This window comes from Chryseolinea sp. H1M3-3, assembly GCF_029360725.1.
GTDB lineage: Bacteria > Bacteroidota > Bacteroidia > Cytophagales > Cyclobacteriaceae > Chryseolinea.
Genome location: NZ_JARKMY010000002.1, coordinates 221,282 through 239,108, shown reverse-complemented (window position 1 = coordinate 239,108; position 17,827 = coordinate 221,282). Strand labels below are relative to the sequence as shown.

The following is a 17,827-nucleotide window of genomic DNA, read 5'->3' as shown; positions in this document are numbered from 1 at the left end:
TGCTAACTTTTCAGCAGTAATGATTCTTCGCAAAATAGGATAACATTAGTGTACAACCAACTCTATGAGGAGTCTAATTTGAACGTAAAAAAGAGACATGCAGAGATTGTTTTTCGTTTTGCTGGTTCTGATAAGCTTCATTCAATGCAGTAATAGTAAAAAATCGCCAACCAAAATTTCGGACCCCACAGCTAAGGAGCCTGGAGCTCCGGTACAAGTCGTGGTAGGCGCTGAACAGCTTGACCTGCTGCTTCCAAAAATTAAAGGCAAGAATGTTGCGTTGGTTGTTAACTATACAGCTACTGTAGGAAATACACATTTGGCGGATACGCTAAAAAGCCGGGGCGTCACTATAAAAAAGATTCTAGCTCCTGAACATGGGTTTCGCGGTAATGCTGCCAATGGCGAACATGTTAAAGACGGATTCGATACAAAAACTGGTCTTGCAGTAATATCGCTCTACGGCAACAACCGAAAGCCTACTGCTGAACAGCTGGCGGATGTCGATGTTATCATTTATGATATCCAGGATGTAGGCGTACGTTTTTTTACGTACATCAGCACCTTGCACTACGTGATGGAGGCCTGCGCAGAAAATGGAAAAAAATTGATTGTGCTTGATAGGCCAAATCCCAATGGAAGTTACATCGATGGTCCGGTGCTTTCGCCTGAACAAAAGTCGTTTGTAGGCATGCATCCGGTTCCAGTAGTTCATGGGATGACCGTGGGCGAGTTTGCACAAATGATTACTGGCGAAGGCTGGTTGGAAGGCAAAAAGAAGTGTGAACTCGAAATAATACCACTCCAGAATTGGAGACATAGCGACGAATATTCGCTGCCACTAAGACCTTCTCCTAACCTTCCCAACGATCAGGCTGTAAAATTATATCCTTCAATTTGTTTTTTTGAAGGTACTGTGTTGAGCTTAGGAAGAGGAACGCAATTTCCTTTTCAAGTGATTGGACATCCAGATCTAAAAAATTTCGACTTTCAATTCACACCCGTTACTATTGAAGGCATGGCAAAAAATCCGCCGCAGGAAAATAAGTTATGCTACGGTTTGGATCTGCGACAAGTTGCAGTACCGAAAAAAATTGAACTACGTTACCTGCTGGACATGTACAAGGCCTTTCCGGATAAAGAAAAATTTTTTATTCCATTTTTTGAACGTCTTGCGGGTAACAAAATCTTGCGCCAGCAAATAAAAGACGGCCTCACTGAAGATCAAATCCGGCAGACATGGCAAAAAGATCTGGATGCGTACAAGGAAATGAGAACCAAATATCTGTTATACGAATAAAAAGTTCGCGTTTCTATTAATACCATTCACGGCCGAACATCAGAGTTCATATGACGAAGGCAGAAAAAGTTAATGACATCTTAAATATCCTGGAAAAACATTTTCCTGATCCCGAAATCCCACTTCATCACAAAGACGCGTATACACTGCTTATCTCGGTTCTTCTATCCGCACAATGTACGGACGTGATGGTGAACAAAACAACGCCGAAGCTTTTTAAACAAGCAGACAATCCCTACGATATGTTGAAGATGAGTGTCGATGAAATCCGTGACATCATCCGGCCCTGTGGATTGTCGCCGATGAAATCAAAAGGAATTCATGGCCTGTCAAAAATTTTAGTTGAAAAATATAATGGTGAAGTTCCCAATACTTTTGAACAACTGGAAGAGCTTCCTGCCGTCGGACACAAAACGGCTTCGGTCGTTTTGACGCAATGGTTTGGTCTGCCCACGTTCCCCGTGGACACCCACATTCATCGCCTAGCCTACCGTTGGGGACTTAGCAAGGGTAAAAGCGTAGAACAAACGGAAAAAGATTTGAAACGCTTAATTCCAAAAGAGAAGTGGAACAAAGCCCACCTTCAAATTATTTACTTTGGGCGAAAATTTTGTCCCGCGCGTAATCACAACTGGCGGGAATGTCCCATCTGTTCAAAATATATGCGAAAGGAACTCCGGGATTAACGACGTTATGCACCGTAGTTTAAATCATGATGGCAGATTTATGTCTTATGAATTATACGGTTCACAATGTATTTTTCTTCCTGGGTCTGTTTTAGAACGGACCTACATCTGTTAATGTGCCAACTATTCTGCATTAACATTGCTATATATCAAAGCCCTATGTGTGATGAATTTTCAATAAATGCTTTACTTCGCAACCTATGCACGATCTTCGAATCATTTTTATGGGCACCCCGGAGTTTGCTGTGCCCAGCCTCGAAATATTGGTAGAGAATAAATACAACGTAGTTGCTGTTGTCACGGCGCCTGATAAGCCGCAAGGCCGTGGTCAAAAAATTACTTATTCTCCCGTTAAAGAATGCGCGTTAAAATATAACATACCTGTTCTACAGCCCGACAAATTAAAAGCACCGGAATTTATATCAGCGCTTAAAAGTTATCAAGCAAATCTGCAGATTGTCGTCGCCTTTCGCATGCTTCCGGAATCGGTTTGGTCGATGCCATCCATCGGAACATTTAATCTGCATGCTTCCCTCCTGCCACAATACAGAGGTGCTGCGCCAATCAATTGGGCGATTATTAACGGTGAAAAAGAGACTGGCGCTACTACTTTTTTTTTGAAACACGAAATTGACACGGGCAGCATAATTTTTCAAGTAAAAGAACCTATCTATGAAGACGACAATGTGGGGACGCTGTATGAACGCTTAATGAAAAAAGGTGCTGAATTAGTATTAAAAACTGTTCGGGCAATCGAACAAAATAATTATCCATTAGTGCCACAGCCTGAACGTGGGGCATTGAAGCATGCACCAAAAATTTTTAAAGAGACGTGCGAGATCCAATGGAATAAAAAAAGTGAAGAGGTACGAAATTTTGTCCGGGGTTTGAGTCCGTATCCTGCCGCCTGGACTCATTTCGGAGAAAAGATTTTTAAGATCTTTAAAGTATCTATTCCACCTGCAACCGATGCTCAATTGTCTACGGAGCCTATTCGGACCGACCATAAAAACTATCTACATATCAGAACTTCTGACGGATGGGTTGCCATTGATGAGCTTCAGCCAGAAGGTAAAAAGAGAATGTCTATTCAGGAATTTTTCCGGGGAAATAAACTTTAACCTGGTGATACATCGCGTGGTCAACTGAGTTTACTAACTTTCGAATTCTTACTTCTCGATATATGATAATCTCAATGATAGCAGCACTTTCCCGAAATCAGGTAATTGGGAAAAATAATGACCTCCCCTGGAAATTGCCCGACGACATGAAATATTTCATGGAAACAACCAAAGGCCATCACACCATTATGGGCCGAAAAAATTATGACTCGATTCCACAAAAGTTTAAACCACTTCCACAGCGAACTAACATCGTAGTAACCCACCAGCAAAATTTTAATGCTCCTGGATGCATTGTCGTTAATTCGGTAGAGAAAGGTTTGCAACTTGCTGAAAGAAGCAATGAATCTGAAGCGTTTATTATTGGGGGCGCAGAAATTTACAAGCTAGGCTTGCCACACGCCAACAGACTCTACCTTACAGAAATTGCAGCTGAGATAGAAGGCGATACTTTTTTCCCAACGTTTGATCGGAATCAATGGAAAGAGACATCTCGAAAGCATCATGATAAAGACGATCGTCACGCTTACAGTTTCGATTTTGTTGTTTATGATAAAAAGTAAAAATCGATGAGACAAAAATTAAATTTAATAACACTCGGCGTAAACGATTTTGGTAGATCCGTTGCCTTCTTCGAAGGACTCGGATGGAAAAAATCTTCGGCAAGCATGGACGGCCTTGCACTTTTTCCCCTGGGAGGAATGGTATTGGCACTCCATCCGAGGCAAGATCTGGCAGATGATGCTACGATAAATGTTGAAGGTTCTGGTTTCTCCGGAATAACAATTTCCTACAATGCGAAGTCTGAGAAAGAAGTTGATGACGTTCTGCAAACAGTAAAAGAATTAGGTGCAACAATCATCAAGCCTGCGCAAAAAGTATATTGGGGTGGATACAGTGGATACTTCAAGGATTTGGATGGGCATCTTTTTGAAGTGGCATACAATCCATTCTGGCCTTTAGACGAGCACGATAATATCGTTTTACCTTAACGTGGCGTCCACACGGCTAAAAAAGACGTCACATTCGCGTATGTCGAATCTTACCGATAAAATCATTTGGATTACCGGCGCATCTTCGGGTATTGGTGAGGCATTAACCTATGAATTCGCCAATCAGAATGCAAAAGTGATTCTGTCCGCGAGAAGAAAAGAAGAGCTGGAACGTGTCAAAGCAAATTGTCCCGTGTCCGTGCAAAACAATATATTCATTTTGCCACTAGATCTCGCCCATACAGCAATGCTTCAAAATATCACTGCGCAAGCGATTCGATTATTTGGTCATATTGATATACTGGTGAACAATGGCGGCGTCGGTCAACGGAGTTTGATTCTTGAAACATCACTCGAAGTTGATAAACAAATCATGGAAGTAAATTTTTTTGGAACGATTACGCTAACTAAATCGTTGCTCCCACACTTTATCCAGCGCCAACAAGGTCATTATGTAACCGTCACCAGCCTTACAGGGAAATTTGGAACACCGTTCCGTTCTGCATACGCAGCATCAAAACATGCACTCCATGGGTTCTTCGATGCACTTCGCGCTGAACACTGGAAGGATAATATTAAGGTTACGATGATCTGTCCGGGTTTTATTCAGACAAACTTGTCCGTTAAAGCGCTAACCGGCGAACGTACTCAAAACGACAAAACGCTGACACACTACAAAAAGAAATCCGCCGAATGGTGCGCCCGAAAAATCGTTGTCGCCATTGAAAGGCAGCAAGAGGAAGTCTACATCGGCGGCAAAGAAGTTTTTGCTGTTTACCTCAAGCGATTTTTTCCTACAGTCTTTTCAAAAATTATTCGTAAAGTGCCTGTGCGATGACTTGAATTTCTCCAAGCCGCTCTTAAGGCCTTGGTTGGCACGTCGTATTGATGACGTCTACCCATTTGGTTGTAAATCAAAATGAATCTGGGACTATTCATTATCTTTATTTACTATGAAGCAACGTGTGGTTTTCCTTTTTTATCATGGCATGGGTCACATTCTTGCGGTGTTAAAAATCGCACGCATTTTAGAAGAAGCGAATTATGAAGTTTACTTTGCCGGAACAGCATTCTTTCAATCGCACGTTCTCACGTTAGGATTCAAATTCTATTTATTGAAAAGTTATCCATTCGGATATGGTTTCGAAAAATGGGTTAACACGGTCGAAAAAAGAAAACACGTGACGCTTGCGTCCCTCCGCGATAGGATCAGCGACCGTTTATACCATGAACGCGAAGTCGATCTGTTCTGGATGATCGAAGAATTAAAGCCAAACACAATTCTCATCGACTCACGCCAAGCTACGGATTTCATTGTCATGTATAATCAGGTTAAAAAACGTGAGATAAGAGTGGGTATTGTCCATCCGATGCTCCCTTTGCATTTTGTTCCCGGCAGGCCGCCATTAAACAGTGATGCATTTCCCAACGACAAGGCAGCTGTAAAAAAAGCCGAACGACAAATGAAATGGAATCAATTCAAAAGTACCTTCAAAAAAAAATTAATATGGCTCGGCTTTGATGAACGCTATATTATTCAGAGGAGATTAAAGAGAAATTCAACACCTGAAAAATATATTTCGAAGCACCGTGGACTATTGAATTTTGCGCTCCGGGAGATTGACCAGTTCATCATTTCACCCAAAGAATTTGATTTTCCCGACTTTGAACCAGAGCCAAATCAACATTATGTAGGCTTCATGACTTTTGAAAATCGTAATGTTGAATTGGAAAAAGATTTTAAAGATTCACTTTCACACATTTTGGCAATCAAAGAAAAGGAGAAGTCAAAGCTCATTTATTGTTCTTTTGGTACAATTGAACCAAAAGAAAAAGTTGTGATGTCCTCTTTTTTGAGAAAGGTGGTCGCCGTCACATCCCAAGAACAGTTTATTCTCATCCTTTCACTAAGGGCTAACGACGAGGACATTAGTGAATTTAAGCTTGCCAAGAATGTTTTTACTTTCAAATCAGTCCCGCAGCTTGAGGTTTTAAAATACAGTGACGTATTTATTACGCACTGCGGGATGAATTCAATTAAAGAGGCTGTCTTGCACGAAGTACCCATGCTCGCATACCCGATTCATCCCGAATTTGATCCTTACGGAAACGCCGCACGCATTGCCTATAATAAGTTGGGCCTTCGAGGGAACGCCATGGCCGACACACCGAATGAAATTCGGTTGAAGATCAAAGAGATCCTGTCGAATCCAATCTATAGAAAAAATATTCAAGCATTGAAAAGACATGACATGCTATACACCGCGTCAAATTTTATGAAGAAATTTCTTTCTATTAAAGCGCCGTCGTAAAAAATAGAATGTCATGATAAACGAAATCTATGTAAAGTCAGTACTTAATAAAACGAAGCGTCGCGATACCTGGTTTTTAGATGACTATACCATCAATCCATACAGCGCTTGCTCATTCAATTGTCTTTACTGCTATATCCGCGGAAGCAAGTATGGCGCGAACATGGAAGAAAAACTTAGCGTAAAAGTAAACGCAGTTGAAATTCTTGAACGCCAATTGCATAATCGCGCGAAAAAGAACCAGCACGGAATTATAGTACTATCATCCGCAACGGATCCGTACTTACCTATTGAAAAAAAATATCAGTTAACCCGACAAATACTGGAAAGAATACACCATTATAAATTTCCCGTTCATATTCTTACCAAGTCCGACCTTGTTGTTCGTGATTTTGACTTATTGGAAAAAATAAATCGCGACGCAATTTTGCCGCATGATTTGCAGCCATTACTCAGCCATAAGGTATTTGTCACATTTTCCTTTTCGACCATTGATAATACGGTTGGAAAAATCTTTGAACCCGGTGCACCACTCCCCGGCAGACGTATAGAAGCCCTAAAAGAAACACTTGCTGCCGGATTTCATAGTGGCGTTAGTCTGATGCCCTTGCTTCCGTACATTACCGATACTGAGGAACACCTGAACGCAATGTTCGCTGCCTTCAGCAACCTCCAAGTCCGATATTTATTTCCCGCATCGATCACGTTGTTTGGCAATAAACCGTCAGACAGTATGACCCTTATGTTTCAGGCCATTCATAAATATTATCCAGCTCTCGAGGAAAAATATATAAAGTTGTTTGCCTATGGGCACCAGCCACCTTCCTGGTATCGAAATGAATTTTATCGAAGGGTTGCGCCCTTGAGAGAAAAATACCATCTGAAAGATAGTATTGGTTCAGCGATATCTCAGAATCCTACGCATCCATCGTAGACCATGTGGAAAATAGTCTTCAATCTAACCCACAATGTGTATTAGCATTCTTTAAGAGGTGTAAAATTGAAATTTTTTATCGCCATATGAAGCGTTTAAGCTTTCGCTAATTTGATTTTCTTACAAGGTGTCTTTGGCATGGCTTTTACCATTCTGTAAAGAAATAATCTCAATCCAATCATCATGAAAAAATTAAAACTAGTTCTCGCTAGCGCACTATGCATGGGTGCTGTTGCCTTGTATGCGCAAGACACGACCGGGGTGTCCGGTTCGCAGGGTAAAGCCGGCGCTGCAAAGCAGGATAAAGCCGGGCCCGGAGTTGGAGCACAATATCAAGATGTAAATCCATCTCAATCGCAAGATTATCGGAAAGACATGACGGTTATGCAGGCGGCTGATGTACCATCATCTTTGCGATCTACATTACAAGGGGAGCAGTACAAAGGCTGGGAAAACAACTCAACCATTTACCGCAGCAAAAACAACGACAGCTATATTGTTGAAATGCGCGAAGGAACCGGTACCAGGATACATCGCTTTGATCAAAATGGAAAACCGGTAAAAGACTATTAACCTACCAAAGAAAGCCAGGCAACTTCTGGCTTTCATTTAGTTTGCAGGACCTTTCAGATCCCAATGATCTTTAACAATAGCTCCGTGTAAATCCTTTTGCAGAGTTCTGACAAAGCGATCCCCTTTAATTTTTCCATCACCAAGTTTTTTACCCACAAACAAAAGGATTGGGTTACCCTCATGATCAGTTTTGAAGGCGATGTCCAAACCTTTAAACTTGCTCTCTATAAATGAATTCGAATCATAGTGTTTCTTTAACTTTCGCTGCAAATCATTACTTAATTTCATCTCAGGTACGATTTTTAATGACGCGTAATTTTAATGCGCTGATGTTATTATAGCACAAATAATTCCAATTACTAATGGCAAATATTGCGTCAGGGCTACTGATGTGTCGGGAAAACAAAAGAGAGATTGAATTTTTTTTAGTTCATCCTGGCGGCCCGTTTTATATTAAAAAGAACGAAGGTGTATGGAGCATTCCCAAAGGCCTTCCCGAAAACGGAGAAGATTTGTTGGAAACAGCTCAACGTGAATTTTTTGAAGAAACCGGCATCAAACCCAAGCCACCCTTCAATCCTCTGGGGACCGTTAAACTAAAAAGCGGCAAGGTGATTCATGCATGGTGTTTCAAAGGGGACTGGAAACCTTCCGAAGGTATCGTATCAAACATTTTTACAATGGAATGGCCACCCTCTTCAAAAAAATTTATCGATGTACCCGAAGTTGACAGAGCTGAATGGATGACATTTGATAAGGCCTCTAAAATGATCAATCCGGTTCAAATTCCCCTGTTGGAAAAAGCTCATAAAATTTATCACCCTCAAATAAAGAAATAGAGAAAGAACCGCGGTAGTAACGTTTAAAATGGTCAACGTTTTATAATACATTTTTTTTACATTGCCCTTTCCATAAAACTATTCCTTGACCATGAGAATAATTGTTACGCTTTTGTTTTTCATTTCATCTTATGCGGCATTTTCACAAAATGGCTTGCTAAAAGAAAGTCTTAAGGTGAAAAGCACTATTTTATCAAAAGATGTTGAATACAGCATTTATTTACCTGCCGATTATGAAACGTCAAATCGACGCTATCCGGTGTTGTATTTACTACATGGTTATACCGATGACGAAACCGGTTGGACACAATTCGGCGAAGCCCACCTTATCACTGACCGTGTAACCCAAATTGGAGAGGCAGCGCCGATGATTATCGTTATGCCTGACGGTGGCGTTACCTGGTATGTAAACAGCCATGATGGAAAGATAAACTACGAAGACTTCTTTATTAAAGAATTAATACCGCACATTGACGCAACCTATCGAACTCGTTCTACAAAACAATACAGAGCGATAGCCGGATTATCAATGGGAGGATATGGAACGTTAATTATGGCTACGAAACATCCTGAGTTGTTTTCAGCGGCAGCACCGTTAAGTGCTGGAGTATTTCAGGATGAAGCAATAGTTAATGGAGATGATAATTTATGGAAGAATGTATTAGGGGACATTTACGGCAAAAAGGACTTAACCGGCAAAGCAAGGTTAACAGATCACTACTACAAGAACTCAATTCTTAAAATCGTCGAAACAGCTAATGCGGACGAATTAAAAAAAGTTAGGTTCTACATAGACTGTGGCGACGAAGATTTTTTAATTAAAGGGAATATGGCGCTGCACGGTGCCATGATCGATAAAAAAATACCTCATGAATTCCGGGTTCGTGATGGCGTTCATAACTGGACCTACTGGAGAACCGCATTACCTGACGTCTTGACATTTGTCAGCGAAAGCTTTCATCAAAAGTAAACCCATTTAAAGTAAGGGATACGTTGTGAAGTATTTTAATTTCATTGTCGCGATCGTATTAACTCTATTGTATTCGATAGGGAAAATTCCCCCATCGGAAGACTATAATTTATGGATCGGCACCTTTCTCATACCTTTTGCCCTTGCCTTAAATATTATCTTCCTGCTCATTGCTTTATTATTACGAAAAAAATCCAGCCTCTACTACCTTGTTACGCTCGTTATTGGTAGCAATTATTTACTTGGAACCATAGGATTAAAAAGCATTTTTAAGCGACATGTATTATCTGAGCAATCCTTCCGCGTTCTTAGTTTCAACAGTCATTCCCTGGGCGGCCGATTCTTAACGCCAAGAAGTTTCAATGAAATGACTAAAGCAACGGCGGATCATAAGGCGTGGATACTCAAGCAAGATGCCGAAATCCAATGTTACCAGGAATTTATTAATTATAATGGTCACAAGGAACATGATGTTGTGAGGAAGATGAATGAGAAGGGATATCATGCTTACTTTTCATTTGACTCCACCCAACACAACGTTAATTCAGTGGCAGTCGGGACATTAATCATTTCAAAATATCCCATGATAAAAACTGGCGATATTATGGTCAGCACAAATGGATTTAATCGAATAACATTTGCAGACGTTAACATCAACGGTGACACACTACGCATCATTAACGTTCACTTGGAATCGATGGGACTAAAACAGTTTGATCCCATCCATACCTCGAGCTTTCAATCCCGAAAAGAAAATGCAAAAATTATTTTAGCCCGACTTAAGGAAGGAGTGTTTGAAAGAAGCAGGCAAATAAAAATTCTTAGAGACTTTATCGAAGCTTCCTCTTATCCGGTGATCTGTGTTGGCGATTTCAATGACATGCCTTATTCGTATTCATATCAATTTATGAGACGTAAGCTAAAGAACGCTTTTGAAGAAAGCGGCACTGGATTTGGATTTACTTACAATGGAAATACATTGCGTGCGTTGCGTATCGATAATCAATTTTATACAACAGGCGTTACAGCAGTAAATTTTGAAACGCTGCACGATGTTAAACATTCAGATCACTTCCCCATCATTGGTCAGTACCAGTTGCAGCAATGAGTTACCCGCATCATGAGAAATGAATTAAAAAAACAAGAAGGCCAACGAAAGAAATTTCGCGCTACTGTCATTAAATATGGCAAAAAAATTAATTATCAAGGTTTTTCCGAAGAGACTATTTTACTGAAGGACATAATCGATTTGGAAACGCAGGCGATTGTCGCTGACCACGTGTGGTTTACGTATTCCAAAAATTTTCAGAAGGCAAATATTAAAGAAGGTGCAAAGGTCGAATTCGAAGCTAGGGTTAAACAATACGTTAAGGGATATGTAAATGCCCGGTATAAAATCAACAAACAAACCACGGACTATAAGTTAAGCTACCCGACAAAAATTGAACTGGTGTAGGGATAGTTACCAGTGTAAGATTGGAATACTAAAAAGAACGTTTTCACCCGCAGAATCCATAAGATGAGCGCCTTCATCGTAATGATTATCTTTTCCTCGCGTTTATACTTATAAAATTGATTGCCACGCACACACCCCCACTTCATTAAAACCGGAGTAGGTGTTATCTCCCGTAAATCTTTGCAAACGTTTGATTTCCTTGCATTCAATTGGGCCTAACAGGCAAATTGAGTTCCTTTAAATAGATTTTGTAAGCCCCAAAGTCACTTTAATACCTGCAAAATGCGATTTCTAAAGAAACAAGCACTGTTGATTTTTACGAGTGTGTTCGCCGTATTGCTTATTGTGCATACGGCTTTTGTTTTTATCTACATAATGCAACAAAAAGAACTGGCGGCGCCGTTGCAAGACGCCGCCAAGGTATCAGGTTCTATAATGCCTGAGACCAATGCACTGAACATAATAACCATTCTTCAAGTTTTATTGGTATCATTTGCACTTCCTGTACTCTACCTTTTTTTTACAAATATTAAGCGCAATCGCGAAAGGCTGAGCAACGTCATGTCCGACCTCGATCAGAGCAACAGAACCTATATCTTCAATTCACTGGAGCAACTGAGTAATCAAAATGAAGAAGAGGTAAAGGCAAAAGTAATTGCCAACTTAAAGCAGGCGCGCGAATTCATCAAGGCCATCTCAAGTGGTAATTATGCCATCACCTGGAACGGCATGACCGATAAAAATAAAGAAGCTAATCAGGAAACAATAGCCGGGGCGTTGCTTCACATGCGCGATCAAATGCAACGTGTCAAGGAAGAGGACCAGATACGGATATGGACAACAGAAGGGCTATCCAAATTCGGAGAAATAATCCGTAAGTATCAGGACAATTTTGATAAGCTATCCGAAAATCTGATTTCGAATGTTGTAAATTATGTGGGTGCAAAGGTAGGTGGTCTTTTCATTTTGGAGGAAGATGAAAAAAGCAATAGTAAGTATTTACAACTGCGGGCAAGTTATGCTTACGATCGAAAAAAATATATCTCCAAGACAGTCGAAATTGGCGAAGGTATCGTGGGTCAATGTTACCTTGAAGCGCAGACCGTCTATTTGGCCAAGGTACCCAATAACTATCTTTCGATAACATCAGGACTCGGTGGAGCGAACCCCAATAGCTTGTTAGTGATACCGCTACGAACAAACGACAAGATAGAGGGCGTGCTGGAACTTGCCTCTCTAAAACCTTTCAAACCTCATGAGATCGAGTTTCTCGAAAAGTTAGGCGAGCTGTTGGCTTCGTCGATTATTACCGTGCGAACAGCTGAAAAGACAAACCATCTTTTGCAGATTTCGCAAGAGCAGGCGGAAGAAATGAGGGCACAGGAGGAGGAAATGAGGCAAAACATGGAGGAATTAGAGGCGACACAGGAGCAAATGAATAGAACAGTCTCGGAGCTGGCGACCCTGAAAGGGAATCTTGAAAAAGAAAAGTATCTTCTTGACTCCTTAATGGATAACATCCCGGACGCGATTTACTTTAAAGACCGTACGAGCAAGTTTATTCGGGTGAGCAAATACCTGGCAAGCCATTTTAGCGGGAATGTGGAAGACCTCATCGGAAAATCTGATTTTGACTTTCAAGATAGATCCAGGGCACAACAAGCTTATGATGATGAAATGAAGATCATGGCTACCCGTAAACCCAAGATTGACTACATTGAAAAAGAAATCATGACCGATGGTTCAGAACACTGGGTATCAACAACGAAGATGCCGTTGATCAACGGTAAGGGTGAGGTCGTTGGAACATTTGGTATATCCAGAGATGTAACGCGACTAAAAAAGTTAGAGAATGAGGTAATAAGCAAGGACAAAAGTCTTTCTGCCGAAAAGAAACAATACGAAGACAAAATTAAACTTTTGGAAAATCAGCTAAAAGGTAACGGGATTGCCGATGACTAACAGTACTCATCCCCTGCAGCAGTGTAGAAATAAAACCACAGCATGCGACCTACTTTTACCCGCTTGAGATTTTAGAAGCTATCAATACCAGTAACGTACCTCACTTTTCTGGCACAAATTTGTAGTGAATGTTTTCAAACAAAAAAACAGTCGCTATGAAAAAAATAAACATATTTATCCTCAGTGCAGCCTGTATAGTCGGATCAGCTGCCTACGCACAAGAATCCTCAGATTTGGATACAGCCCAAAATCCAGTAAGACAAGGTGATCCTGCTGTGCGGCAATCCCCGGAAGAAATCCGAGACAACGGCCTTCGGGATATGGTAAAAATATCAGCACGTGAAATTCCGGCGAACTTACAAAACGCTTTAAAGGGTGACGATTACAAAGGGGAGTCTAAAACGTTTTATAAAAGTAAAGATGGCGAATCCTATGCAGTCGAAATCAAGGATGGAAACATCACTCAAATCTATCGTTTCGATAAAGAGGGTAAGCCTGTAAATGATAAGAAAAATCGCTAATGGCGCAGTCTAACAATTATGGGAAACGCATAGGTTAAGGCTACAATCCTAAAGGAATTCCGAAAGCATTCACCAACAACTACTAAAAAACTTCTCAAGCTACTTCGACATTAATTGCGTCAGTAATCTTGAGAAGTTCTTTTTTTGAGCAAACCTAAATCTGATTTCTCATTAGATCTTGCTCGGTATGCAAGTGGCTATGTGAAAATGCTTCGTTTAGTGCATTTACGATTTGAGAAATGTATTCTTTTTTGTCGCTGACGATTGCATTCTTTTCGCCCTCGGCAGTCGCTATCCGCACAGCATACCGTTCGCGCAGAACGGCAAGAATTAAAAGACCGATCAATGCAACAGAACCTCCTGCCCACATGGCTACCGTATTCGCTGAAACATATTCGTTATCAATCTGCATGTTGGGAATAAATGATGGCGGGATTAAATTAAGAATGCCAACAACAGCGACAATAAACCCAACTATCAATAGGAGCATGCCGGGCAAGCGCTCAGGCCGCATGATGAATAAACCATGTTTCACTATACCATTAAGTCGGTAAGAAGTTTTATTCACCTGAAACGTTGAGTCAGTTACAGTAACCCCACGTCCATCTGTGTAAAGTACTTTATCAGGTATCATAACGTTTTTATAATGTTTTAAAGTTTAACTTCCTTTTCTTCCTGCTACCAGAATAATTGCACCAGCTACAATAAGTATTCCACCTGTAATCGGTGACCAATAAATCGGAGTTTTTTCTTCCTTGTTGATTTCCAGCGGCCCTATATCCACAACCTTCTCCTTCGTGATTATATTAAATCCGGTGAAGATTGTCATGATGATACCAAGAGCAAGAACAACTATTCCTAAAGTCTTCATAATTTTTTTTGTTAAATAAGCTTGTCACAAACCATTGCAATTATTCCGCCATTGATTTTTAAAGGAATATCCAACTATTTGCATGAAGGCGTTAAAAAATTGGGCAATTATTTCTACAACAGTTATCATTTATGTGAATTTTAAAAGATAAAAAAATAAGATCTTGCCTTATTGACTACTAACGTTGAACTATGTAACCAAAAGCTGTAACACACAACTGCTAATGATTAAGTCCCTTCGATCAGCATCCAAACGTCCTATACTTTACTTAAAAGATAAGTTACCGCCGACCCAGTTCTTTGTGCTGTCGAGTATTCTGGTCGGGTTGCTATCAGGGTTTGCAGCAGTCATGTTAAAATATTTTGTGCATTCCATTGAACGACTCGTCACTTATTATTCTAATGCTTTTGAAGAGTTCCTTGTCTTCGCCTTATTTCCGCTGATTGGAATCTTATTGACGGTAATCTATATCCGTTATGTACTCAGAAAGGACATCCAGAAAGGAACGGCTGAAATCGTACACACAATCGTAAAGAAGTCGAGCAGGATACCACGGGAAACAATGTATTCTCATGTCATTACCAGTGGACTGACCGTTGGTTTTGGCGGCTCTATGGGACTCGAATCACCGATGGTGAGCACAGGATCGGCCATCGGTTCGAATTACGGATCTACGTACAATCTATCCTATAAAGACAGAACCATCTTACTGGCTTGTGGCGCTGCCGCAGGCATTGGTGCCGCCTTCAATTCTCCTATCGCAGGCGTTCTTTTCGCTGTGGAAGTTTTGCTAACGGATATCAGCGCAGCTGCCCTCATTCCACTGATCATTTCGGCAGCGTGTGGAGCGTTGTTATCAAAAATTATTCTACAAGAAGATGCACTCATCTCTTTTTCTTTACAACAACCCTTCAACTATTACAATGTTCCCTACTATATTTTATTGGGTCTTCTCGCTGGATTTATGTCCTTATACTATGCACGTGTATTTACCTGGGTAGATCTAAAAATGAAGGCAGTCAGCAACCTGTGGATCCGGGTCTTTATGGGCGGTACACTGTTATTCATTTTAATGATATTTTTTCCGCCGCTATTTGGTGAAGGCTATGAATCCATTAAGTCATTATCGTTGCTTCAACCAGCAGTGCTAACAAAGGTGAGTGTATTGAATAACTTCATTCGGAATGACATACACCTCCTGCTATTTTTAGCGGCACTGATGTTTTTGAAAACAATCGCCGCCGCTATCACGACGGGCAGTGGAGGAAATGGAGGAAGCTTTGCTCCTGCTTTGTTCGTTGGCGCCTACCTGGGATTTGTCTTCTCCAGGTTCATCAACCTTACGGGCATTGCCAAAATCCCGGAAACTAATTTCACGCTGGTGGCAATGGCCGGAATACTTAGCGGTGTATTTTATGCACCCCTCACCGCCATATTCCTTATCGCCGAAATAACAGGCGGTTATGAATTAATGATTCCTCTCATGATCGTTTCAGCGCTTAGTGTTACCGTGGCAAAGTATTTTGAACCCCTCTCCATGGAGGGTAAAAAGCTTTCCCATATGCTGAACCTAAGTATGGAAGATAAAGATCGTTTTCTATTGAGTAAACTTGATCTTACCACTCTTATTGAAACAAATTTCTCGATTGTAAAGCCTGATGATACACTTCAGTCTATGATCCAGATCATTTCAAATTCACGGAGAAACACTTTTCCGGTGGTCAGCGATAAGAATGAGTTGCTTGGGCTCGTGCACATGGACAGCATCAGAAACATCATTTTTAACCCGGAGAAATATGATAAAATTACCGTGCGAGAACTGATGACAAAACCGGCAGCCATCATTAACCTGAACGAAAACCTACACACGGTTTTAAAAAAATTCGACGACACCAATCAATGGAACTTGCCGGTTGTTGAAGACAAGCAGTATCTGGGTTTTGTTTCCAAATCCAGTATTCTCACAAAATACAGGTCAGAGCTTTTAAAGTCGGTCTAGCCTCTCGATTGCTATCTTTCAATTCTATTTTAACAATAGATAAAAAGATAATTCAGATCGTTTACTGCTCCTCCCCTTTCTTCACTTCGAACTTACCCAGCGCCGTATTCTTATTGATCTTGCCTGAATTAAAGTCCTTTAGCACACCGCTTTTTACGGTGTATTCCAACGACGACGGAATTTTGCAGCCTGCACAACGGGTCATTTTTACCTGAAAGACCAGTACCTCCTCATCTTTAAGGCTTTTTAAGGTACGACCATACTCAAGAATATTATCTTTCAAATCGCCCTCGAATTTTGGATATAGTTCCTTGACTGTTTTATCACGGGTAGCCTGATCAACATCTTCCAACCCAACGGTGGGCATAACATATCTTCTTGAATACCCTAGTTCCTGTGCACTCAATGCCTGCATATAGTAAACCACACCGTAATCTTTTAGTCGTTCAAAGTAAATATTATCCTGTATAAAAAAGGTCTTAGAAAGATCTGGACGGTATAAGCGGGTAAAAATGCTGGATAACAATTCCAGGTCTGGTTCTACCTCGTTGACCGATTCGGTATTGATCACTTTTATTTTTGCTAATGCCTGATCGCGTGTAATTTTATTTTGCTTGTATTGTACTAAATCTGATTTCATAACTTCAATAGACAAATGCGTCCGGCTTGGTGAATTAAAATACTTTTTTACCCAAACCCGTGGCTGGTCGCCCTGATTCGATATGGTGATTCTTTCCGTTGCTGCTAGCTGCGTAATCATATCTCCATAATCAACTAAGAACGTTTTTGCCGCTTCGATAACTTTATTATTGTACATATCCTGAACGCTATCCATATCGAGTTTTGATTTTTCTTTCGCCCTGTCTTTCAGGCGAAGCGTTTCTTTTTTTCCAGCTAGTTCAGGCCTGTTAACTCGGTCGTCTTCATCACCTTCTTCAAAATCAAAGGAATAATTTACATTAGGACCTTGAACCCGTTCTTGCCAGAGATCCGCGCCCTCAATGGTTAATACGATTGGTGTTGTATAGTCGGAAGGGATGTAGAAAGTAACACCATACCCAGGCTGATAGTTGCTTTTGATTTCCAATGAGAAAAACATTTTTTGTTTCTCAAATTGCTGCTTTATCAATGTACCCAACACGTTTTCGGCCACAGCAATATCACGCTCCATCCGCTCCTGGTCTATCTTTTGTGCTAAAGCAGATTGCATTACTAAAATCATCGCACTGGAAAGCAAAGTTTGAATAATCTTCTTCATAGTCTTACATATTTTTAAAACTTAATGCATTTT

20 protein-coding genes are annotated in these 17,827 nt (G+C 40.7%); 16 read left to right on the top strand and 4 right to left on the bottom strand.

Translation table 11 applies throughout. From position 1 onward, the window contains the following. The first annotated feature begins 97 nt into the window (after positions 1–97). From P2W71_RS08440 to P2W71_RS08400, 9 genes are all read left to right on the top strand, one after another. Positions 98–1,300 carry a DUF1343 domain-containing protein gene (locus tag P2W71_RS08440; RefSeq protein WP_276369585.1) on the top strand — a complete coding sequence of 401 codons (1,203 nt, stop codon included), beginning with the start codon at positions 98–100 and terminating at the stop codon, positions 1,298–1,300. Positions 1,301–1,350: 50 nt separating this feature from the next. Further along, a complete protein-coding gene (gene nth / locus P2W71_RS08435) occupies positions 1,351–1,986 on the top strand; it encodes an endonuclease III (protein ID WP_276369583.1) in 636 nt (211 codons plus the stop codon). Positions 1,987–2,186: 200 nt separating this feature from the next. Further along, positions 2,187–3,107 (top strand): methionyl-tRNA formyltransferase, encoded by a 921-nt coding sequence (gene fmt / locus P2W71_RS08430; protein ID WP_276369581.1) that lies wholly within the window; start codon positions 2,187–2,189, stop codon positions 3,105–3,107. Positions 3,108–3,169: 62 nt separating this feature from the next. Beyond that, positions 3,170–3,670: a dihydrofolate reductase gene (locus P2W71_RS08425; RefSeq protein ID WP_276369579.1), complete on the top strand. Its 501-nt coding sequence runs from the start codon at positions 3,170–3,172 to the stop codon at positions 3,668–3,670. Between the two features lie 6 nt (positions 3,671–3,676). Continuing rightward, positions 3,677–4,099, top strand: coding sequence for a VOC family protein (locus P2W71_RS08420; RefSeq protein ID WP_276369577.1), 423 nt, complete (start codon positions 3,677–3,679; stop codon positions 4,097–4,099). Between the two features lie 40 nt (positions 4,100–4,139). After that, positions 4,140–4,937, top strand: coding sequence for an SDR family oxidoreductase (locus tag P2W71_RS08415; protein ID WP_276369575.1), 798 nt, complete (start codon positions 4,140–4,142; stop codon positions 4,935–4,937). 115 nt (positions 4,938–5,052) lie between these two features. Then, entirely contained in the window at positions 5,053–6,411 is a 1,359-nt protein-coding gene (locus P2W71_RS08410; protein ID WP_276369573.1) for a glycosyltransferase, read from the top strand. A gap of 13 nt (positions 6,412–6,424) precedes the next feature. Beyond that, entirely contained in the window at positions 6,425–7,345 is a 921-nt protein-coding gene (locus P2W71_RS08405) for a radical SAM protein (protein WP_276369571.1), read from the top strand. Positions 7,346–7,528: 183 nt separating this feature from the next. Then, a complete protein-coding gene (locus tag P2W71_RS08400; protein WP_276369569.1) occupies positions 7,529–7,918 on the top strand; it encodes a hypothetical protein in 390 nt (129 codons plus the stop codon). 36 nt (positions 7,919–7,954) lie between these two features. Here the strand turns inward: P2W71_RS08400 and P2W71_RS08395 are convergent, their stop codons facing one another. Next, entirely contained in the window at positions 7,955–8,206 is a 252-nt protein-coding gene (locus P2W71_RS08395; protein ID WP_276369567.1) for a hypothetical protein, read from the bottom strand. Positions 8,207–8,280: 74 nt separating this feature from the next. Between P2W71_RS08395 and P2W71_RS08390 the strand changes: the two genes are divergently transcribed. The 6 genes from P2W71_RS08390 to P2W71_RS08365 all read left to right on the top strand — a co-directional run bounded on the left by P2W71_RS08390 (position 8,281) and on the right by P2W71_RS08365 (position 13,666). Further along, on the top strand, positions 8,281–8,757 hold the full coding sequence (locus P2W71_RS08390) for an NUDIX domain-containing protein (protein ID WP_276369565.1): 477 nt from the start codon (positions 8,281–8,283) through the stop codon (positions 8,755–8,757). Between the two features lie 91 nt (positions 8,758–8,848). Further along, entirely contained in the window at positions 8,849–9,727 is an 879-nt protein-coding gene (locus P2W71_RS08385) for an alpha/beta hydrolase family protein (protein ID WP_276369563.1), read from the top strand. A gap of 25 nt (positions 9,728–9,752) precedes the next feature. Next, a complete protein-coding gene (locus tag P2W71_RS08380; RefSeq protein ID WP_276369561.1) occupies positions 9,753–10,835 on the top strand; it encodes an endonuclease/exonuclease/phosphatase family protein in 1,083 nt (360 codons plus the stop codon). A gap of 12 nt (positions 10,836–10,847) precedes the next feature. Further along, the gene (locus P2W71_RS08375) at positions 10,848–11,183 is read left to right on the top strand and encodes a hypothetical protein (RefSeq protein ID WP_276369559.1); all 336 of its coding nucleotides are present in this window, start codon (positions 10,848–10,850) and stop codon (positions 11,181–11,183) included. Positions 11,184–11,465: 282 nt separating this feature from the next. Next, positions 11,466–13,145: a GAF domain-containing protein gene (locus P2W71_RS08370; protein ID WP_276369557.1), complete on the top strand. Its 1,680-nt coding sequence runs from the start codon at positions 11,466–11,468 to the stop codon at positions 13,143–13,145. A 155-nt stretch (positions 13,146–13,300) separates the two neighbouring features. Beyond that, positions 13,301–13,666 carry a hypothetical protein gene (locus P2W71_RS08365; RefSeq protein ID WP_276369555.1) on the top strand — a complete coding sequence of 122 codons (366 nt, stop codon included), beginning with the start codon at positions 13,301–13,303 and terminating at the stop codon, positions 13,664–13,666. Positions 13,667–13,820: 154 nt separating this feature from the next. Here P2W71_RS08365 and P2W71_RS08360 read toward each other — a convergent pair whose 3' ends face one another. After that, positions 13,821–14,300, bottom strand: a complete 480-nt coding sequence (locus tag P2W71_RS08360) for a DUF6232 family protein (RefSeq protein WP_276369553.1) — start codon at positions 14,298–14,300, stop codon at positions 13,821–13,823. A 24-nt stretch (positions 14,301–14,324) separates the two neighbouring features. Continuing rightward, on the bottom strand, positions 14,325–14,537 hold the full coding sequence (locus tag P2W71_RS08355) for a hypothetical protein (protein WP_276369551.1): 213 nt from the start codon (positions 14,535–14,537) through the stop codon (positions 14,325–14,327). A 223-nt stretch (positions 14,538–14,760) separates the two neighbouring features. On the opposite strand from P2W71_RS08355, the gene P2W71_RS08350 reads away from it, so the two are divergent. Then, entirely contained in the window at positions 14,761–16,536 is a 1,776-nt protein-coding gene (locus P2W71_RS08350; RefSeq protein WP_276369549.1) for a chloride channel protein, read from the top strand. Positions 16,537–16,597: 61 nt separating this feature from the next. Here the strand turns inward: P2W71_RS08350 and P2W71_RS08345 are convergent, their stop codons facing one another. Beyond that, positions 16,598–17,794: a hypothetical protein gene (locus P2W71_RS08345; RefSeq protein WP_276369546.1), complete on the bottom strand. Its 1,197-nt coding sequence runs from the start codon at positions 17,792–17,794 to the stop codon at positions 16,598–16,600. Positions 17,795–17,827: the final 33 nt, after the last annotated feature.